We start from the raw sequence: 18,900 nt of genomic DNA, 5'->3' as shown, positions 1-18,900 counted from the left end.
GGAGGCACCATGTACACAGCATCCGTCAGAAAGATTGGGCCGATAATCGTGCTGCTCATGCTGGGCATATCCTCGGCCGCATGGGGAGACTCGCCGACCGAGCCCCCGGAGCGAGGTAGTTTCCTCGCCTTGCAGCAGGCAATTGAACTGGCCTTAAAACACCACCCGATTGTGCAGGAGGCTAATGCCAATCTGAAAGCCTCCGAAGCCAGAACTCAACAGACGCGCTCGATGTATTTTCCCCAGATCTTTGCGAACGCGGATACGGTGGCGGGAGCCGGCAGGCCGAATCCGCGCTTCCTGGTCGGAGGCGCGTTATTACAGCAGAATCAAACCATTTTTGCTGGCGGTGTGATCGCCAACCAGCGGGTCTATGATTTCGGATTCACCAGCAATCTCGTCGACTCAGCGAAGCTGGCGGAGCGAGCCCAAGGCCAAGACGTCAATGCCAGACGAGCACTGGTCATCGTACAAGTGCAGCGCAACTATCTCATCAGTTTGAAACGGCAGCGGTTGGTCCGCATCGCCGAGGAACGGGTCCGAGAACGAGGCATCATCACCGGTCAGATCGAAACACTCCACCGACAACAACTGAAATCCAAATTGGATCTCGATTTGATGCGGGTCGAGCTCGTCAATGCGGAATCCTTGCTGGTCCGGAGTCGTAACGATCTCAAGTCGAGTTTCGCCGACTTGAACCGTGCGATGGGAGTCGCAGGACGCGAGGACTACGTCCTTGAGGATCTTGCCGTGACAGTCACGCCACCGAGGCCGCTTGAATCTCTGGTCAGCGACAGTTTGTCCCATCCAGAGCTCCAGCGGCTCAAGGAGCAGACGGCATCGGCCGAGGCGAAATTGGTCGCGACGAAGCGCCAATACCTCCCCACCATCAATGCCATCGGCAGCGGAGGTGCGTTCGAACCCTTTGATCCGCGGCAGAATCAGCAGACCGGGGGCTGGTGGATGGCAGGTGCACTGATCTCCATGCCGCTCTTTACAGGCTTCCTGATCGAAAACCAGGTTGTAGAAGCTACCGCCCAGAAGGAGGCAGCTGCAGCCGCCAGCATGAACGTTGAACAGGCGCTGACACAACAGGTCACGAACTCCTACTTGGACACCCTCACTTTTTCCCAGCAAATCAAGTTGGGCGAGGAACTGGTCAGGACAGCGCAGGAGGCTCAGCAGCTGTCCAAGCAACGGTACAAGCTGGGCTTGGGGTCAATCGTGGAGGTGACGCAATCGGAAGTGGCGCTCACAGCTGCACAAACACGCTTGGCCGAAGCCCAATATGACTACAAAATCTCCGAGGTGACCCTGGCCTATGCCTCGGGCGGCAGCGCTCAGCTGCAGATCGACCCGACCATCCGCTGACCCTGACAGAGGGACCGCGTACAAAAAAAGGCCTGCCGTCTAGCCGGCAGGCCTGCGTCAAACAGAATCCTCTCTGAAAAGATGCCGCGCTAAGACGCCGCGATCATCTTCGCGACATTGGCAGCCTGTGGCCCCTTGGCGCCCTGCACGATATCGAATTCGACGTTTTCTCCTTCTTTCAGGGTCTTGAATCCTTCCCCTTGGAGAGCGGAGTAATGGACGAACACGTCCTCTCCGCTATCAAGCCGGATAAATCCAAAGCCTTTTCGATCGTTAAACCACTTCACCGTACCTTTTGTCTTCACAAAACCCTCCTTTCCTCAAGGGCCACGTAGACTTACGTTGCCGCGCCAAAACCCGGTTGATACCCTGCGCCGAATAAGGAATGATAAAAATAGGATGAAGAGGAAGGGACGGGGTCTTTGCCAAGAAAAGAAGAAGCGCTCACGAGACCCATCTTGGTTACGAACCGCGGAGCATGTAACACGGGATTTTTGAACTTGTCAAGACAATCTTTGCCGTCCTCTCGGACGAGGGCAGTCCAGCGTGATCAATCCTTCACCGGCGCTTCGATAGACAAGCCTCTGTGAGTCGCCTATAGTGATCCCCCATTTCAGGAACTTCGTGCCCCATGCTGCTTTCCAAGCTGCTCGATCGCTACATCTTCACCGAACTCCTGTCTCCCTTTCTGGTCAGCTTGGGCGCCCTCTGCTTTGTGATGTTGACGCGCGAATTGCTTCGACTGGTCGAGTTGCTCGTCTCCAAAGGCGTCGGTTTGTTCGCCGTCCTGAAGGTGTTCGCCAACCTCCTCCCCTCTTTTCTCGTCCTGACTCTGCCGATTGCAGGAATTATCGCTTCAATTACCGCCTTCGGCCGATTGTCGTTCGATAAAGAACTGGTCGCCATGCGGGCGGCTGGTCTCAGCCTGCTTCGGTTGGCACGACCTGTGTTCCTGTTTGCGTTTCTAGTATTCGTCCTGACCCTGTGGCTCGCCCAATGGGGTCAACCCTGGAGTTCCACCAATCTGAAGAAGGTCGCGCTCAACCTCCTGCGCGACCAATTGGTGCTCGCGCTGGAACGAGGCACATTCAACGAGCCGATTCCCAAAATGATGATCTATGTGTCGGACTTGGGAGACGATGCGACAGCCCCCGGCATTTTTGTGTCGGACGAGCGCAATCCGGACGACCCACGGGTCATTGTAGCTCGGGGGTACCGTGTCTTCGTCGATGCGGCGACCAGCCAAGTCGCACTGCAGCTACAAGACGGAGTCATTCACAGCCAACCGGACAAGATCGACGAATACCAGCAGGTCGGGTTCTCCAGTTACGACTTGAAGCTGTCCCTCAATCAAAGCGGCTACACCTCCACCGAAGAACGCCCCTCCTACGAAACGATCATGGCTCAGTTGCGGGAGTCCCAAGGCCGCGATCCCTCGGCGCGACGACGGCTGATGGAATACTACAAGGATCTGGCGTTTCCGACCGCTTCGCTGGTTTTTTGCATCTTGGGGGTGCCGGTGGGCATCGTCTCTAAGCGCTCCGGGCGCATTGGAGGTTTTGCGGTCGGAGTCCTGGTGGTCATCATCTATTACGTGCTGAACGTCGGCTGTGAATTCCTGGTCACGACCGCCGCACTATCTCCCTTCGCGGGCGCTTGGCTCCCGAACGGAATCTTTGGGCTTGTGACGGCGCTGTGGTTCTACAAAATGAGCCGGGAATAACGATGACCATCCTATTTCGTTATCTGCTGCGCGAGTATGCCAAGATCTTCGGCATGTGCTTCGCCGGCCTCATGACCATTTATCTGGTCATCGATTTCTTTGAGAAAGTCCGGCGGTTCCTCCGCTTTGACGCGAGTTGGCTGGACGTGCTCGGATATTTCGCCCTTAAGGTGCCGGCGATTTCCTACCAGATCGCTCCGCTGGCCATCCTCATGGCGACCTTGCTCACGCTCGGCTTGTTGTCCCGCAGCCACGAAATCACGGCCATGCGGAGCTGCGGCATCAGCCTGCCGCGAATCACCTCCCCCTTTCTCACACTGGCCATCGGGCTGGCCATGGTACTGCTACTGTTCAGTTCGACCGTCATCCCCCTGGCCTCCAACAAGGCCGAGGAAATTCGCGCAATCCGCATCGAGAGAAAATCACCTTCGACGGCCTTGAGACTGCCACAACCGTGGGCGCGGATGGGCGCCGATACCATCCTGCACGTCAAGAGCGTCGCCGTGGGAGGCGGCAGCCTTAGCGGCGTCAGGCTGTTTCACTTTGACCCTCAATTTCGTCTGGTCGACATGACGGAAGCACAGGAAGCCCGGTACGTCGACCATGCCTGGACCTTGCATCAGGGATTCCGTCGAGCATTCCAGCCGGACGGCGCGATCGTCCTTGAACCGTTCAAGCACATGCCCGTGCCGTTGACGTTGATTCCGGAAGATTTCACCACCTGGCTGGCCAGCGATTCCGAATCCATGACCTTCCGAGACATTCGCGAACATACGACGCGCTTGTATCACAACGGTTCTCAGATCACCCGGTTGAAGACGGATTATTACGGACGGATCGCTTTCCCGTTCGTGACCATTATCATGGTCTTGGTCGGCATCGCGCTGAGCCTCCGCCGCAGCGGCACCCGAGGTGGCAGCATGGCGGTCGGCATCGGACAGGCCTTGGTCATCGGATTTCTCTACTGGACCACACATTCCATTTCGATCGCGTTCGGACGAGGGGGAGCGATCCCCCCGATTGTGGCGGGATGGCTGACGAACGCGTTGTTTCTGAGTTACGGACTCTATCTCATGCTGAAGGTGCGTTACTGAGGATAGGACCGATTTGATCCTTCTCGTCCATCCTTCGCCCCGCCTTCGCCCCGGAAGCCTGCGGATTTACGACCCGCCAGGCCGCCAAGACGGGTTGACTCATCCTAACGCTTCCGGTAAGAACTGAGGCGACGAACAATCCGATCAAAGGAACCTGCATGAAGGCTCGTGTAGTTGTGACAGGATTGGGAATCGTTTCTCCGATCGGCATCGGAGTCAGCGAATTCTGGAAATCCGCGCTCGACGGCCGGTCCGGGATCTCGGCCATTTCGGGGTTCGACCCCTTTCCGATAGACGGCTATCGGTCAAAGGTCGCCGGTCAAGTGCGGGAATTTTCTCCTGAACGATACCTCGATCCTCAGTACGCCGACCGGGTCGATCGCTATGCGCAGTTTGCGCTCGTGGCCGCCAAAGAGGCTCTTGCCGATTCGGGGGTGATCATGAGTAAGGAAAATCCCCATCGCGTGGGTGTCATCGTCGGCGCGGGGATGGGTGGCATGGTCATGGGAGAACGGGAGATCACCCAACTGTACCAGCAGCAGCGGCCGCATCGGGTGCACCCCAATTTTATCCCCGTGATCACGCTCAACAGTGCGTCGGGGATCGTCGCCATGGCTAGTGGGGCCAAAGGTCCGAATGTGACGATCTCCACCGCTTGTTCGTCCAGCGCCCATGCTTTAGGTCAGGCGTTGCATTGTATCCGTGAAGGCCGTGCGGACGTCCTCATTGTCGTCGGGGCCGACGCGAGCATCACCCCGCTCGTGTTCGCCGGATTCTGCTCGCTGCGGGCCCTCTCGACCAAGTACAACGATCAGCCGGAAAAGGCCTCGCGCCCGTTCGATCTGGGACGGGACGGATTCGTTATGGGCGAGGGAGCCGGTGCCCTCATCGTGGAGTCGCTGGTCCATGCCAGAAAACGCAAAGCCAGAATTTATGCCGAAGTCGCCGGCTATGCTGCAACCAGCGAAGCCTACCATATGGTGATTCCACGGGAGGACGGCGAGGAGGTCGCCGCGACCATGCGTCTCGCTCTGGCGGATGCGGGAGCAACTACGGCCCAGGTCGACTACGTCAACGCCCATGCGACTTCGACTTTGATCGGTGATGCCGTAGAATCCAAGGCCCTACGCCAGCTCTTCAGGTCACGGGCCGACAAGATTGCCGTCAGCGCCACCAAGTCGCTTGTCGGCCATACTCTAGGCGCGGCCGGCGCGATCGGAGGGATCGCCACGGTCCTAACAATTCACACGGGACAGGTACACCCCACCGTGAACTATGACGATCCCGATCCGGCCTGCGCGTTGCCGGGCATCAGCCGTGCGTCTCAAGAGCGGAAGGTCAAGATGGCGCTGCTCAACGCCTTCGGATTCGGCAGTAACAATGCCGCGGTCGTACTGAAACGGTATGCTGCCTAAACGAGATTCGTGCTCGGGACAGCGATGTCGAACCTGATGGAGTGACGGACATGAATGACCGTGTCGTGGTCGGAAAAATCATTGCCGCTCTGGGTGAGTATCTGCGGCGAGACCCCGCGACCATCCAGGAGAACTACCACCTCCGAGACGATCTCGGCTTGGATTCCATGGCGGTTATTGAATTGCTGTACAAGATCGAAGAGACCTTCAACATTCAGATTCCCGACGAAGATCTGGTCGGGTTGACAACGGTCGGCTCCGTCGCCCAGTACGTGGAACATCGTCTGGCGCCTGCCAAACCCGTCGTATCTGCGTCGGCAAAAGCCAAGACGAAAAAACGTAAAGGCTGACGCAGACCTATGGCTGTCCCGATCGTTTCGAAGCCGACCCCTCTCTCCGAAATTCATCAAGCCATCGGGGGGACCCTGCATGGCGATGGAACCGTCGAGTTGTCGGTCCTCGCCTCGCTGAATGAGGCCACAGCGCACGCTTTATCTTTCGTCCTCAACGACAAAGCGTTGAAAGGCTCTCCAGAGATCCGTGCGGGAGCCCTTCTGACCCATCGGCCTATTCCTGAACTGCGGATACCCCAGATCGTCGTGCCGAATCCCCTGCTGGCTTTGGCCCAGGTCGCCCAACGATTTTTCGTCCGCCCGTACACGGCACGTGGCATTGCGACTGAAGTGATCCGGGGTAAGGACGTCCGTATCGGCACGGATCCCTCCATTTGGCCCTTCGTCACCTTGGGAGACGGGGTCACGCTGGGAGCCCGGGTGACGCTGTATCCCGGAGTTTTCATCGGCGCAGGCTCCACCATCGGTGATGGCAGTCTGATCTATCCCAATGTGGTGATTCGCGAAGGCTGCACGATCGGCAAGCGAGTGATCATTCACAGCGGAACGGTCATTGGGTCGGACGGGTTCGGTTACGTCCAGCATGAGGGGCGACATCACAAGATTCCCCAACTTGGAGGTGTCACCATCGAAGACGACGTCGAACTCGGCGCCAACGTCTCGATCGATCGTGCGACACTGGGCCAGACGCTCATTCGGAAGGGAACCAAGGTCGACAACCTGGTGCAAATCGCCCACAACGTGACGATCGGAGAACACGCCATTCTCGTCGCCCAGGTAGGAATCGCGGGGAGTTCGACCATCGGCCGTCATGTCATGATCGGCGGCCAAGCCGGTCTCGCCGATCACATTCAAATAGGCGATCAGGTGATGATCGCCGCGCGGGCAGGCGTCAATCGCAATCTCGAATCCAATCAGATCGTATCTGGATCTCCGGTCATGCCGCATGAAACCTGGATGAAAGCCCAGGCCGTGATTCCTCGGCTTCCGGAGTTGCGACGACTGTTGCATGGTCTGGAAGCGCGTGTAGCACTCCTGGAGGAACAGGCCGCGAAGACAGGGCGCGCTCGAATCAAAGCCAAGTCTTCGCGCAAGACGACTGCCAGAACCACCCGTTGATTCGGGCTAGTGGACGATTCCCCGCCATAGCAATAGCTTCCCCCAATAGAATCCGGCCCATGGCATGAGCACAGCCGGAATTGCGTCAACCACCCCTTGTTGAAACGCCAAGACCGAACCGGCCAACAACAGCCCTGCACCGATTACATATCCCAACGGAACCAGTGCTCGCCCTTTATGCCGGATATCCTCGTGTTGAGGATCGATTTTCCCCTTCCTGCTCGACTTGCTCACAGCAGCCCGCATCCGCGCAGCAAAGACCTCCGGAACGGTGGAGAGCAGATGGCGATGATACAGGGTTTGGGCCGCCCCGCACAGACCTCCAACGACTAGAAGTCCGGAACTGACGACGAAGGTCTTCCACGTGTAGGATTCCCCCGTGACGAGTTGATAGCCGAGTCCGCCGATACCGCCGAGCATGCAGACCAGGCCGAGGATTCCGGATGGAAGCAGAATATACGACCGGACATAGTGTTTAGCCTGGGATACGATGTCATCCTTGCGCCATACCGTCACAAGTTTTGGCACGCGCAGCTACTCCTTTCTCTGAACGACAATAGACGGGTCAGGAACGCGTTATCTTAGCATTCCTGATCCAAGCTATGCATGAGCGGCGGCCCACATCTTGATCGGTCGGCGGAGAATCGCCGGATAGGTACAAGCGTACTCGGACGATGAGCGAGCGGACATGGGTGAGGAGCGAGGGACTTTCAGAATAATTTTGGCAGCGGATGGCTGATTATGGGAAACGAGAAATCACATACCTGTCATTCCCGATGGATCGACTGGTTAGGCGGTGAAGCCTATGAAGATCGCAAAAGACAGTAGGACAAGGGACACGGCTCATGCGGGAAGAATGTCCGCGATCGTTGTACGACCCACCCTCCCGATGGTCACCCATTGTTCTGCCATCGGCACCAGCGCCCGGATGCGGCCCTCCAAAGCGGTCAGGCGTTTGAGGGCGGTTCCGGTCTGGCGATTCGCGATCATCAAGAGAAAGGATCGTACCCCTTGCAGGATCATCGTAATCATACCCGCCTGGACACGATCCGCGATGGCATGCAACGCCTCGACTTGCTCAATCACGGGATCGAGTTGCGAGGCTGTGACAAAATCCTCCATGCCCACATGTTGCAGATCAGCCAGGGTCCGGCTCATGACGGGAACACGACGTCGCACCTCTTCTAGAAACGCTTCGTCGGCACGGTTCTGCTCGGTTAAGATCTCGCGCACGACCTTCACCGTCAGTTCGCCCGCCTTGCCCTCGGCATCATGGATGATGGCTTCCAACACATCTCTGGTCGGCTGAATCGAACGCGATCTGACGCGTTGAAGATCCCGCAGAGCGGTCAGGAGCGTATGGCCTGATTCTGCCGCACCAGTCGTCTGGACGGCCCTCTCAGCTCCTCTCTCTCGCGTCTCTGCCTCCCCGTAGGCAGGTATTTCCTCGACACAAGACGGCTCCGCGGTCTCGCGCTGGGGTCTCATGGCGTCAGGTACTCCCGACGGCGGCTCTCCTGCAGCCTGGCGCACAGCATCGGCTATGCGATCGAGGCCCGCTTGAAGGGACACAAGAGCCGCTTGCATCGACCGGGGTTCTCGCCTTCCGGCATCGTGCAGGATCGGAAGCAGACTCGTCGCCATCCGTTCGATGGCGCGCTGATGCACGGTCGCAGCCGACTTGGCCAGGTTCGTCAGCGCCTGCAGGATAATTCCGTACAGCTTCGATTCGAGATCTTGGTTGGCTCCGTCGCCCAGCTGTCGCAGAGCCGCATGGATTTGCGCGAGCCATTCGCGGGCTTCCAGCGCAAAAAGGCCGATCACCTCGTTGTCAAGCGGTGCTTCTGATCGCTCCGGCGACGGAACCACCTCGGCCGAGACCGGTGTGTTCGAATCAGGCCGCTCGATGGTTCCCGCCTGGGTCGAGACGCCACGGGTCGCCACCACACCCTGAATAGCATCCGCGATGGCGTCCAGACTCTCCAAGAGCGAAGAAAACTGAGCGGAGACCGAAGGGACCGATTGCGATCGGCGTTCCTCTGTCCGCCCTGACGGAAACTGGATGCGCGTCACATTCGGCGGTTCGACGGTTTCGATCACAGAGACCAGCGGCAGCCGACTGAGATCCAGCAGGCGACGATCCGTCCCGTCGTTCTGAACCACTCCCCTTCCAACTTCAACGACAGGGCGGAGCGGAAAATGCGGATTGATCTGAACGACTGTGCCGACTTCCCCAGTAGTCAGGCGAACCAATGTTCCAAGCGGATAGGCAGATAGTTGCTCGACCAATGCTTTGACGACCTCACGGGGGAATGCCGTTCGCTCGGCCACGATCAATTCCCTAACCGCTTCGTGCGGAAAGAAGCGCCGACGATAGGGCCTAGGTGTTACGAGGGCGTCGAAAACGTCGAGCACGCCAATAATTTGAGCCAATTCGCTGATGTTTCTCCCCTTCAGCTTGTTGGGGTACCCTTGTCCATTCCATCGCTCATGCGCCTGTCGCACCACCAAAGCGAGCCATTCCCACTCAGGACCGACTTTGCGAATCAATCGATACCCCAGTTCGGGATGCTGCTCGATCAGCGTGCGCTCATCGCTGGTCAGCCGACCTGCTTTGGCTAAGATGGATTGCGGTACTGCAAACAGCCCGATGTCGTGGACCAAGGCAGCGAGCACCAACTGCCGCAATTCCTTCCCATAATAGCCAAGTCCGGCTCCAACTTTTGCGCTGAGGATGCTGACGTTGACGAGATTGGTGACCAGCGGGGGACCTGCCGGACCAGCCAACGCATGAATGACCAGTTGGTCGTCGTCGTTCACAGCCTCCGCAATGGAGACTGCCAGATCAGAAAGCGCTCCGAGATCAGGTGTTTTCTGCCGTTGAACCACGGCAGCGACGGCGCCCAATTGTTGTTCGGCGCTCCGGTACAGATCTGCACTGCGACGCTCTTCCATACTTCCCATCTTAGCGGAGCCTCACCACACCTGTCTCTCGTGAGCCGAAAGAGTGTCCGAAGAGAACTGCCGGATTCCCGCTCCAGCCCGTCAGCACTGCCGAAGTCACGATAGCGCTTGCTCAATGGCCGTTCGTTCCGTTCGTCTCTGATCTGCCCATTGATGCATCATCGCCCTGACGGCTTCCAAGCGCGATGCGATCGCATCAACCCGCCCAGCGGCCAACCGGATGCGGTGCTGCGCCGTCACTGACACCAAACTATGCAGCCCTGAAAAGAACGAGGTTACCTGTATGGCATTGAGATTCTGAGCTTCTGTGCGCAATTGCGCCACGCTCTGCAACCAAGGTTCCGCCGCCGCGTTCGACGACGATTCCACCATCAACGAGAGCTGTGCCGTCAAGTTCGGCACGGCGCTATCCAAGGTGCGCATGAAGGCGTCCTCCGAATCGGACAGCCGCTGGAGATAGTCCTGAACGGCGTCAACTCCGAGCTGCTGCACTCCAGCCTTGATCTGGGCCTCCATCTGCTCGATCATCGTCCTGACGATGTTCCATTCCGATGCGCTGCCCTCCTCTTGTGACGCCTGGAGCCGGCGCAATGCCTGCAGAAACTCTTCGGGCGATACGGTGCGTTGTGTGGTTCCCTGGCTCTCCGAGCTGTCTTGGCTCTCGAACGACACGCCCGTGGCGCGCGTCAACGCGACATGAATTTGCCCTAGTTGTTTGCAGAGTGAAAGGAAATCTTGAACAGAGAGCGACTTGAAAGGATCCTTGAGGGCCTCGATGAATGGAATCGCTGCGAAACTGGCTTGTTCGACCTCGGGGAGATTGATCGTCGCGGCGGATCCGCCGAGGTTGGTCACGCCGCCGGTGAGGGTGCCGATCAGCGTCTCGTGGCGTTCCGGAGCCGGCCCCTGTTGCAGCTCATCCAGCGCCACATGGATATTTTGTAGCCATTCCTGAGCCTCTTGAACAAACAGGTCGACGAGTTCTTTCTGGAAGTCGTCCGAGGTGTCCCCCGCCATGAATCCAGCCCCTCGCGCATACTGCCGGTCACCATCGATGAGGATTGCGTGCAATCAAGACCGCCGTGCGCCGCTTCCGAGTTGCGATGCCAGGCCGGCGATCTCCCCCAGCTTCTTGGCCATCTCCTCAAATCGCTTGGTCGCCTGTTGAGCGGATTGCTCGGTTTCCGACACATGCCTAGTCAGCACCGCATTCCGTTCTCGCTCCGTTTGCAATAGTTCCTCCAACTCTTTGACCTTGGTCACGACTCCTTCCATCTCGTGCAATCGTCGCGAGAGATCTTCAGATCGCTGCTGTTCACGGGCGAGTTGTTGCGCCGTTTCCTGTGAACGGGCCAGCGCCTTTTCCATGGTGTTCATTTGCTCCACGAGCTGAGCGGCAGCTTGCCGTTCCGCCTGCAAAGCCGACTCGAACTCTCGGGCTCGCTCTGCTGCTTTCTGAAGCTCGCCTATACGCTGCAGCTGCTGTTCAACACGATCCTGCTCCACATGCAGAGCTGCCTCAAGTTCCTGAGCGCGCTCGGCCATTTCCTTCAGTTCAGCCTGTGTTTGCTTCAACGCGGCCGTCCGCTCTTGTTCGGCACGCAACTTTACTTCCAGTTCGCTGACCCGTCCTTTGGAAAGCTGCAATTCGTCCGTCAATTTTCCAGTCAGCTCCGCCCGCTCATGCTCGACGGCCAGCTTGGATTCCAATTCCTGTATCCGACCCTTCAACCGCTGCACTTCCTCCGAGGACCTTCTGGCTTCTTCTGTCGATTGCCGGGCTTGCTCTGCCTGTTCTTCACCCTGGGCAGCCAGGGCTTCTAATTCTTTGAGACGACCGAACTGGCTTTCCAGTTTGGCAAGCTTTTCTCCCAGCATGCCCGTCTGATCACGCTCTTTCCGGAGATCGTCTTCTGCCTGTTTAAGTTGCGCCGCCATCCGGCGATAGGTTTCCAGTTGCTCCTGGCTCACGCGGATGGATTGATCGGCATCGGAGGGAGGGGTCGCCTTGGCCGCGGGTTTAGCCTGGTTGGATACGGGAGCCTGTCGTTTCGCCAGCAACTCGAGAACGCGGTCTTTCAAGGATGTTCCCTGGAAGGGCTTCTTGAGCACGCCGTCTGCTTTGCACGATTCAGCCTGCTTGGCGACCTCGTCATTGACGATCCCGGAGATGAGGAGAACCGGTGTACCAGCCAAGGCCGTCTGGGTCCTGACGAAGGCGCACACTTCATAGCCACTCTTATCGGGCATGATGACATCGGAGACGATGAGGTCCGGACATTCTTTGGAAAGAAATGCCAACGCCTCTTCCCCGTTCGCAGCGAGAGTCACACCCAAGCCGGCCTCTGTGAGCAAGCGTTCGGCTACTTTCCGAACCGCGATGCTGTCATCGGCCACCAGCACTTTCGGCATGTCCCAATCCTTTCACCCATCACCTACGATTCAACGTCGGCTCGTCAGGGTTATCCCAATCGTCGCAGGGCCACTATGTCAATGTCGACCCCATACCTAGTAAAGCTTCCCATCGTTTCAATATCGTGCCTGCGGCTCGGCCGGACCTCCGATGCACCCACCGTGTGCAGAGAGGGGATCTCCGCGTCGATGCGAATGGCTATCGGGCCGTCGGCATGACGAGCAACCAGACACAACGACTCCCTGTCGGTCTGTCGATCCAACCGTGCCGCCAAATCGTACACCGGAAGCACGTCTTTGTCCCGTTTTACCAGAGAACCGACAAACGGGGTTCGGCTCGGAACGGGCACATCAATTCCCCATGCCGAGATGCCACCCACATCCTCGGCTTTCGCCGCAAGTTTCATCCCGCCGACGGAAAATACGACGACGCTCCAGGATTGTCTGGTTGAGACGGCCCGCTCCTGTTGTCGCGCGGCTCTCAGCATGCTCTATGCCTCTCCTATCCTCAGGAGACGAAACTGCGGCCCACCATCGCCCTAAACGTCGGTGAGGCCTCAGCTTCGAGTTCGCCCAAGACCCATTCCGGATCCAACACGATTGCCAGATCACTTCGGTATTGGATCATACCCGTAACCCACGTCCGCTCCTCGCAACGAAAATGCGGAGGAAGCGGCTTGCACTCCCGCTGGTCCGCGTCAAGCAAGCCCACCACCTCGTCGACGTGAATGGCCCCATGCGAGTGACCATTGGAGAAAAGGACGATCCGAAGGTCCGGGCTGGCTGCATCCAATTTCGTGGAGAGTTGAGCGGCAAGATCAACACGCTGATATGTGATACCGACCCAGTTCACGGTCTCTCCTTGTCCGGCCTGGTCCTTGGTCAGCACCCCGCGAACTCCGTCAGATGGCAACGCGCAGTAACTGGCGCCATATCGCACCACCAATAGGCTGACAGTATGCACATCCGTGGTAGTCGACTTGAAATGCCCCCTCAACCCCATGCGTACCGTGTCCTTCGCTTCGCAGTGGAAGGTTTCCCCGATGGGGACCCACCTCCGTTCATCCCTTTCGTAGAGAACTCTCCTGTCCGATCCACCGTTCCAATTCCTGGATCAACGCCCGTTCTTCAACCGGCTTGGCGATATAGGAACTCGCGCCGATATTGATGGCCATTTGGCGGTGTTTGTCGCCTGCACGGGTGGTCATTACGATGATCGGCGTCTGCTGAGTCTGAGGTCTGCTGCGCAACGCCTGAATGACCTCATAACCGTTAAGCTTGGGCATCTCAAGATCGGTTAAGATTAAACGGAACTGTTGCGCTGACGCTTTCCGGAGACCCTCCTCCCCGTCTACAGCAGTCTCAACCTCATAGCCTGCGGTTTCCAGCATCCGGCCTACGAACTTTCGAATGCTGAGCGAGTCATCGATCAGCAGAATGTGTTTGCTGTCGGCTCGGGGTTCGACCGTCTCTTCGTACGGCATTTCGGGCCCATGGGCTCCCGATTCTGCAGTCGCATCTTCGAGCACAGCCTCCGACCGTGTACCGCCGGGCACCAGACGTGCAGGATCGAGGACCAGAATTACCCGACCTTCTGGATCGATGGTGGCTCCTCCGAACGTTGATTGCGCGAGGGACTTGAGCGAGGCAATCGGTTTGATGACGATTTCTTGCCGACCCAGCAACTCATCCACAACCAGGCCGACCGGTCCGACGCCGGTCCGGACTATCACGACGGGTTTGCCGACTTCCACCGAAGCGCCGGAACCTCTGACCAGCAAGCGTTGAAGAGGTTGAACCTCTATGGCCTCACCTTCTCCGACCTGAATCACCGAACGATCCGCGACCTGCTGAAGCGAGCTGCCCGTCAACATCGTCACTTCTCGTACGCTCGGCAACGGTATGCCATATCGTTCACTTCCCGTCCGTACCATCAATGCCGTGGCGATCAACAACGTCAGCGGGAGGTGAAGCGTGAACTTGGTACCTACTCCGCGCACCGACTCCACGTCGATGTGGCCGTTCATGCTTTCGATGACTCGCTTGACGACGTCCATCCCCACCCCACGACCGGCCTGATCCCCGACCTGATCCGCTGTCGAAAATCCAGGCATGAAAATGAACTTGATCGCTTCGGCGTCGGACAGATTCCTCGCGACCTCGGCACGAACCAACCCTCGTTCCACGGCCTTCGCACGGATTTTGTCAATGTCCAGCCCAGCCCCATCGTCCTCGACTTCGATCAGCACCGCGTTGCCTCGATGGGATGCGTGCAGATAGATCGATCCGGCCGCAGGCTTGCCCTTTGCCACCCGAGCCGCCGCCGGTTCGATGCCATGAAAAACAGCGTTCCTGACCAAATGCACCAAAGGATCAACCAACCGCTCAACTACTCCGGTATCCACTTCCGTGTGTTCACCGGACGTGACGAGAGTCACTTCTTTACCAGTCGCCCTGGCCATCTCTCGCGTAGCCCGACGAAACCGCGTAAACGGCGTACCGATGGGTACCATGCGTGCACGGGCGATCTCATCCCGCATTGCGAGAGTCAATTGCTGAAGCTGACTCATATCTTCATGCGACCGACGGATGGATCCGCTCAGCTGGGACATCGATTCGGAGATATCGGCCGTCACCTCGCTAATCCGGCGGGCCAAGATGTTGAAATCGTCGTACTTATCGAACTCGAGACTTCCGAAGTCACTGAGTCCAGGGAAAAGGGATGTCCCAGTGCGTCCCACACCGGTGTCCATGCCGGAGGGCCCTGCCGAAGGCAGTGTGAACGTATGCTTTTCTTCGAACGAACGGACCGAGTCCATCAAACGTCCTTTGAAGGCCAGCACCTGTTGCGACAGTTGTTCCAAGACCCGAAGCCGCTGCTCGAGTCGGCCACGCCCGATGACCAACTCGCCGACTAGGTTCAACAGTCTCTCCAACCGATCCCGGCTGACTCGAATGACCTCTCGATCCTCGGATCCGCCTTCCCTGCCTTTGCTTTCAGCGACTCTTGCCGTTTCAGTTTCAGCCTGGTTGCTCTGCTCGGGAGACGGCATCATCGGAACAGATTGGACCACTACGGAAGCAACTCCAGAGCCAGCCGCAACCGGCTGCTCCAGCCGCTTCAGGCCCTGCATCGCGATAGCAAACCGCTGCCGCACCATTTCAGCCAGTGTCGGATCACGTCGCATCAGCAGCCGGACGACGTCCACCGCCTTCAATAACATATCCGTGTGACCAGGGAGAACTCTTACCCTCCCCTCGCGAACCGCGCCCATGAAATCCTCGACGTAGTGGGTCAGGTCTCCGATGGATTGGAAACCTACTGTATAGGCTGATCCTTTCAAGGTGTGCGCCGTCCGGAACAGTTGATTGATAAGCTCGGGATTGGCAGGCTCTTTTTCCAGTCGGAGGAGCTGCGCCTCCAGGGATTCCAGGTACTCTTGCGCTTCGGGCGCAAAATACGACAGGACATCCGGATCCAGTTGGGGTAAGAGATATTCATCCGTCAACTGCCGGACCGTCTCGGAAGTCATAGCCGCCGCGTCGGTCGGTTGCGACGGTGGATCCATGACCGCCGTCGCCGTGCAGACCTGAGAAGCAACTGGTATCGGGGCCGAGGCTGTCTCAACCAATTGTTCGCCTCCAGTAATGCGGCTTAACGATTCAGTAACGGCAGGAACATCGCGCTGGAGATCGGCGATTCTGCCTTCATCGCGGCGCATGAGGGTGCGGACGACATTCATCGCCCGCACGATCGTATCCATCAGCACAGGGGACGCTACAATCTTCCCTTCTCGCACGGCAATCAGGCACTCCTCGACATGGTGAGCCACGTCTCCGACCGCTTTGAAGCCGATCGTATGCGCAGACCCCTTCAACGTATGAGCCGTTCGATACAGCGCAAACAGCGCGTCTTGGTCCTTAGGAGATTCGTCCAGGCGTAGAATGAGAGAATCCATGGTTTGGAGATACTCATCTGCTTCAGGGGCGAAATACGAGAGGACGTCCGCATCAATCGAAGGGACAAGATACTGAGGTGACAACGATTCTCCGCTCCCACTATCCCTCGCACTCTCAGCCGACTTCGGAATGAGGCTTTCCACTTCTGTTCTCCATCGTTCGCTGGCGCTCAGATCCTCTGGTCCGCCCCGTTTTACGACGTTCAGTTGAGCTTGAAACGTTTGAATCATCCCTCGCAGCATGCCGACCGCGTTCGGCCAAGAGGATTCGGCGATCGCCGTCGCCTGCTCGAGCACCGATTCAAGGAGGGCACCGAGCGTGGAGAGTCCGGTGAATCCGTAGATACCGGCGGCCCCACGAACCTTGTGAGCCCAGACATATTGGTTTTGAAGTTCTTGTGCCGTGGGAATGACGTTGCCCGGAGGATTCACGGCAGCCGACAATGCGTCCGCGGCTTCGGAGGCTTCCAGGACGAAAATATCGATGAGGGCCTGTCGGTCCAGTTCGGAACTCATCCCGATCCTTTCTGACCCGGAACGCCGTCTGACGCTCCGGGATCCAGACGATTAGGCCAGTTTGAACTGAGCGACCGAAGAGGTCAGTCCGTCGGCAAGTTTGGCCATATCTTCAACGGTCATGCGCGCCGCATCGGTCGCTTTCTGAGTGGCGACCGCCCCTCCCGTGAAGTCCTTAATCGATCGGCCTACCTGATCCGTCGAAGCTGTTTGACTCACCGCCGAACTGGCGATCGTTTGCGCCAACTCGGCGGAACGCTGGGCAATGCCTGAAATTTCATTGAACACTTCACCGGTCCGGAGAGCGGAGGCGGAGCCGGCTTCCACCGCCTGAGTTTCCTGTTCCATCGCCACCACGGCGTCCTGTGTTTCTGACTGAATGACTTTGACCAGATCAGCGATCTCACGGGTGGCCTGCGTCGAGCTTTCGGCCAGTTTTCTTACCTGATCGGCCACGACGGCGAATCGGGCTCCCGCTTCACCTGCTCCGGCTGCCTCAATGGCGGCATTCAGAGCAAGCAAGTTGGTTTGATTTGCGATATCGCGTATCGTCGACACGATCTGAGAAATTTCCAACGATCGGTCGCCGAGGGCCTTGACCTGCTTCGACATGCGTTGCACGGCGGATCTGATGCTCTGCATGTCCTGCACGGTCTCCTGCACCGCGACTCGACCTCGCTCAGTCGCTTGCAACACCTGCTTGGCTGATTCGGACGAGGCGCCAGCGGTTTCGGCGACCTGCCGCATCTGCGCAGCCAGTTGTTCAACCGCGCTGAGCGTGCGTACTGACTCGTCAGCTTGATGCTTTGCCGTGCCGGCCATCTGGCCGGCGCTGTCTCGAAGCGCTCCGGCGGACTTGTTGACGCGCTCCGCCGCTTCGCGAACCTGTTTCAGCAATTGCCCGAATCTCGTGATCATGAGGTTGAAACCATCGGCCAGGTTACCGAACATGTCCGCCGTGACCTCACCGCGCTTGGTCAGGTCTCCTTTCCCGACGTCGGACACCAGAACGAGGAAGCTCATCAGACGTTTTTGCATCTCATTCCGCTCGTCCTCGGAGGTCACGAGCGCCGTAATGCGGTCCAACATGGTATTGAACGATGATGCCATCTGCCCCAATTCATCTTTGGAGACGATCTTCGCGCGAGCTTGGTAGTTGCCGTTCGCGGCTAACTGAGCCACGCTGGCTACCTGCCCGATACCGAGCGCGAGCTTGTGGGCAACCCAGTAACCGAGACCCAGACCCAACGCCACGGCCACGAGACCACCGAAAACCAGCACCATCGTTCCGTTCCACGCAAGAGATTTGGCCTCGTCGTTGAGATCGCCCGAGATCGCCTGCATGGTCTTAATCTGGTCGGCATGACGGTTGGTGACGACGTCGTACGTAGGTGCGATGCTGACCGTGAGCGCCAACTGACCTAACTCCCGCATTTGCTGTGCTTGGCTCGGCGTCAAGGCCTTCGACTCGAAACTTTCGGCGATGGCGGCGACGCCCGCCTCGGCCTGCGAGAAGAAGGCCGCGAGCGATCCCTTCAGATCGCTCAACCCCTTGGCCTCATCGAGGCCAGAACTCGACATCCGCAGAGGCTTCCCCTCATACGCCGCGATCAGGCTATTGACCTGCTGTTTAAAGGGAGTCAGCTTCGTCACGTCGGATTTGAAGTCGGCGGCACGCGGCGCTTTCGATAGCTCTTGTAGCGTCTCGTGATACCTATTGACGTTGAACAACAACTGATTGAAATCGATCAGTGCAACCGTATAGTCGGTATAAATTTCGTCAGCTTGTTGGCTGAGCTTCTTGTTCGTCCACACGCCGAGCGACGCCATGATCAATATGATGATGCCAATTACCCCGAACGTCATAAGGAGCTTCGATTGTGTTTTCAGGTCTTCGAACCGCTGCATCATGCTGAACCTTGCCATGAGAATCCCCTCCTTCTCTCCGATCGTGTCCGATGCCCTGGATGGGGC

The 18,900-nt window shown here is 58.1% G+C and carries 15 protein-coding genes; 6 read left to right on the top strand and 9 right to left on the bottom strand.

Annotated features, from left to right (window positions below; translation table 11 throughout):
- Nucleotides 1–9 precede the first annotated feature (9 nt).
- Nucleotides 10–1,371: a TolC family protein gene (locus P0111_08670; protein MDF0644091.1), complete on the top strand. Its 1,362-nt coding sequence runs from the start codon at nucleotides 10–12 to the stop codon at nucleotides 1,369–1,371.
- An 89-nt stretch (nucleotides 1,372–1,460) separates the two neighbouring features.
- On the opposite strand, the gene P0111_08665 is transcribed toward P0111_08670, so the two are convergent.
- Nucleotides 1,461–1,676, bottom strand: a complete 216-nt coding sequence (locus P0111_08665; protein ID MDF0644090.1) for a cold shock domain-containing protein — start codon at nucleotides 1,674–1,676, stop codon at nucleotides 1,461–1,463.
- 326 nt (nucleotides 1,677–2,002) lie between these two features.
- Between P0111_08665 and lptF the strand changes: the two genes are divergently transcribed.
- From lptF to lpxD, 5 genes are all read left to right on the top strand, one after another.
- Entirely contained in the window at nucleotides 2,003–3,094 is a 1,092-nt protein-coding gene (gene lptF, locus P0111_08660) for an LPS export ABC transporter permease LptF (protein MDF0644089.1), read from the top strand.
- Between the two features lie 2 nt (nucleotides 3,095–3,096).
- Complete coding sequence (lptG, locus tag P0111_08655; GenBank protein ID MDF0644088.1) at nucleotides 3,097–4,188, top strand: LPS export ABC transporter permease LptG; 1,092 nt, start codon at nucleotides 3,097–3,099, stop codon at nucleotides 4,186–4,188.
- A gap of 158 nt (nucleotides 4,189–4,346) precedes the next feature.
- Complete coding sequence (gene fabF / locus P0111_08650; GenBank protein MDF0644087.1) at nucleotides 4,347–5,603, top strand: beta-ketoacyl-ACP synthase II; 1,257 nt, start codon at nucleotides 4,347–4,349, stop codon at nucleotides 5,601–5,603.
- Nucleotides 5,604–5,653: 50 nt separating this feature from the next.
- On the top strand, nucleotides 5,654–5,953 hold the full coding sequence (locus P0111_08645) for an acyl carrier protein (protein ID MDF0644086.1): 300 nt from the start codon (nucleotides 5,654–5,656) through the stop codon (nucleotides 5,951–5,953).
- A 9-nt stretch (nucleotides 5,954–5,962) separates the two neighbouring features.
- Nucleotides 5,963–7,075: a UDP-3-O-(3-hydroxymyristoyl)glucosamine N-acyltransferase gene (lpxD, locus tag P0111_08640; GenBank protein ID MDF0644085.1), complete on the top strand. Its 1,113-nt coding sequence runs from the start codon at nucleotides 5,963–5,965 to the stop codon at nucleotides 7,073–7,075.
- Nucleotides 7,076–7,081: 6 nt separating this feature from the next.
- On the opposite strand, the gene P0111_08635 is transcribed toward lpxD, so the two are convergent.
- The 8 genes from P0111_08635 to P0111_08600 all read right to left on the bottom strand — a co-directional run bounded on the left by P0111_08635 (nucleotide 7,082) and on the right by P0111_08600 (nucleotide 18,852).
- Nucleotides 7,082–7,603, bottom strand: a complete 522-nt coding sequence (locus P0111_08635; protein MDF0644084.1) for a hypothetical protein — start codon at nucleotides 7,601–7,603, stop codon at nucleotides 7,082–7,084.
- A gap of 315 nt (nucleotides 7,604–7,918) precedes the next feature.
- Nucleotides 7,919–10,030 (bottom strand): HD-GYP domain-containing protein, encoded by a 2,112-nt coding sequence (locus tag P0111_08630; GenBank protein MDF0644083.1) that lies wholly within the window; start codon nucleotides 10,028–10,030, stop codon nucleotides 7,919–7,921.
- Nucleotides 10,031–10,135: 105 nt separating this feature from the next.
- Nucleotides 10,136–11,056, bottom strand: coding sequence for a hypothetical protein (locus P0111_08625; protein MDF0644082.1), 921 nt, complete (start codon nucleotides 11,054–11,056; stop codon nucleotides 10,136–10,138).
- 54 nt (nucleotides 11,057–11,110) lie between these two features.
- Complete coding sequence (locus P0111_08620; protein ID MDF0644081.1) at nucleotides 11,111–12,451, bottom strand: response regulator; 1,341 nt, start codon at nucleotides 12,449–12,451, stop codon at nucleotides 11,111–11,113.
- Between the two features lie 50 nt (nucleotides 12,452–12,501).
- On the bottom strand, nucleotides 12,502–12,939 hold the full coding sequence (locus tag P0111_08615; GenBank protein ID MDF0644080.1) for a hypothetical protein: 438 nt from the start codon (nucleotides 12,937–12,939) through the stop codon (nucleotides 12,502–12,504).
- Between the two features lie 20 nt (nucleotides 12,940–12,959).
- On the bottom strand, nucleotides 12,960–13,454 hold the full coding sequence (locus P0111_08610; GenBank protein ID MDF0644079.1) for a chemotaxis protein CheW: 495 nt from the start codon (nucleotides 13,452–13,454) through the stop codon (nucleotides 12,960–12,962).
- A 58-nt stretch (nucleotides 13,455–13,512) separates the two neighbouring features.
- Nucleotides 13,513–16,926 (bottom strand): Hpt domain-containing protein, encoded by a 3,414-nt coding sequence (locus tag P0111_08605; protein MDF0644078.1) that lies wholly within the window; start codon nucleotides 16,924–16,926, stop codon nucleotides 13,513–13,515.
- Nucleotides 16,927–16,977: 51 nt separating this feature from the next.
- The gene (locus P0111_08600) at nucleotides 16,978–18,852 is read right to left on the bottom strand and encodes a methyl-accepting chemotaxis protein (GenBank protein MDF0644077.1); all 1,875 of its coding nucleotides are present in this window, start codon (nucleotides 18,850–18,852) and stop codon (nucleotides 16,978–16,980) included.
- Nucleotides 18,853–18,900 lie beyond the last annotated feature (48 nt).

Origin of the sequence: Nitrospira sp. (assembly GCA_029194535.1) — a bacterium.
Classification (GTDB): Bacteria; Nitrospirota; Nitrospiria; order Nitrospirales; family Nitrospiraceae; genus Nitrospira_C.
This window is presented reverse-complemented; position numbering and strand designations above follow the sequence as displayed.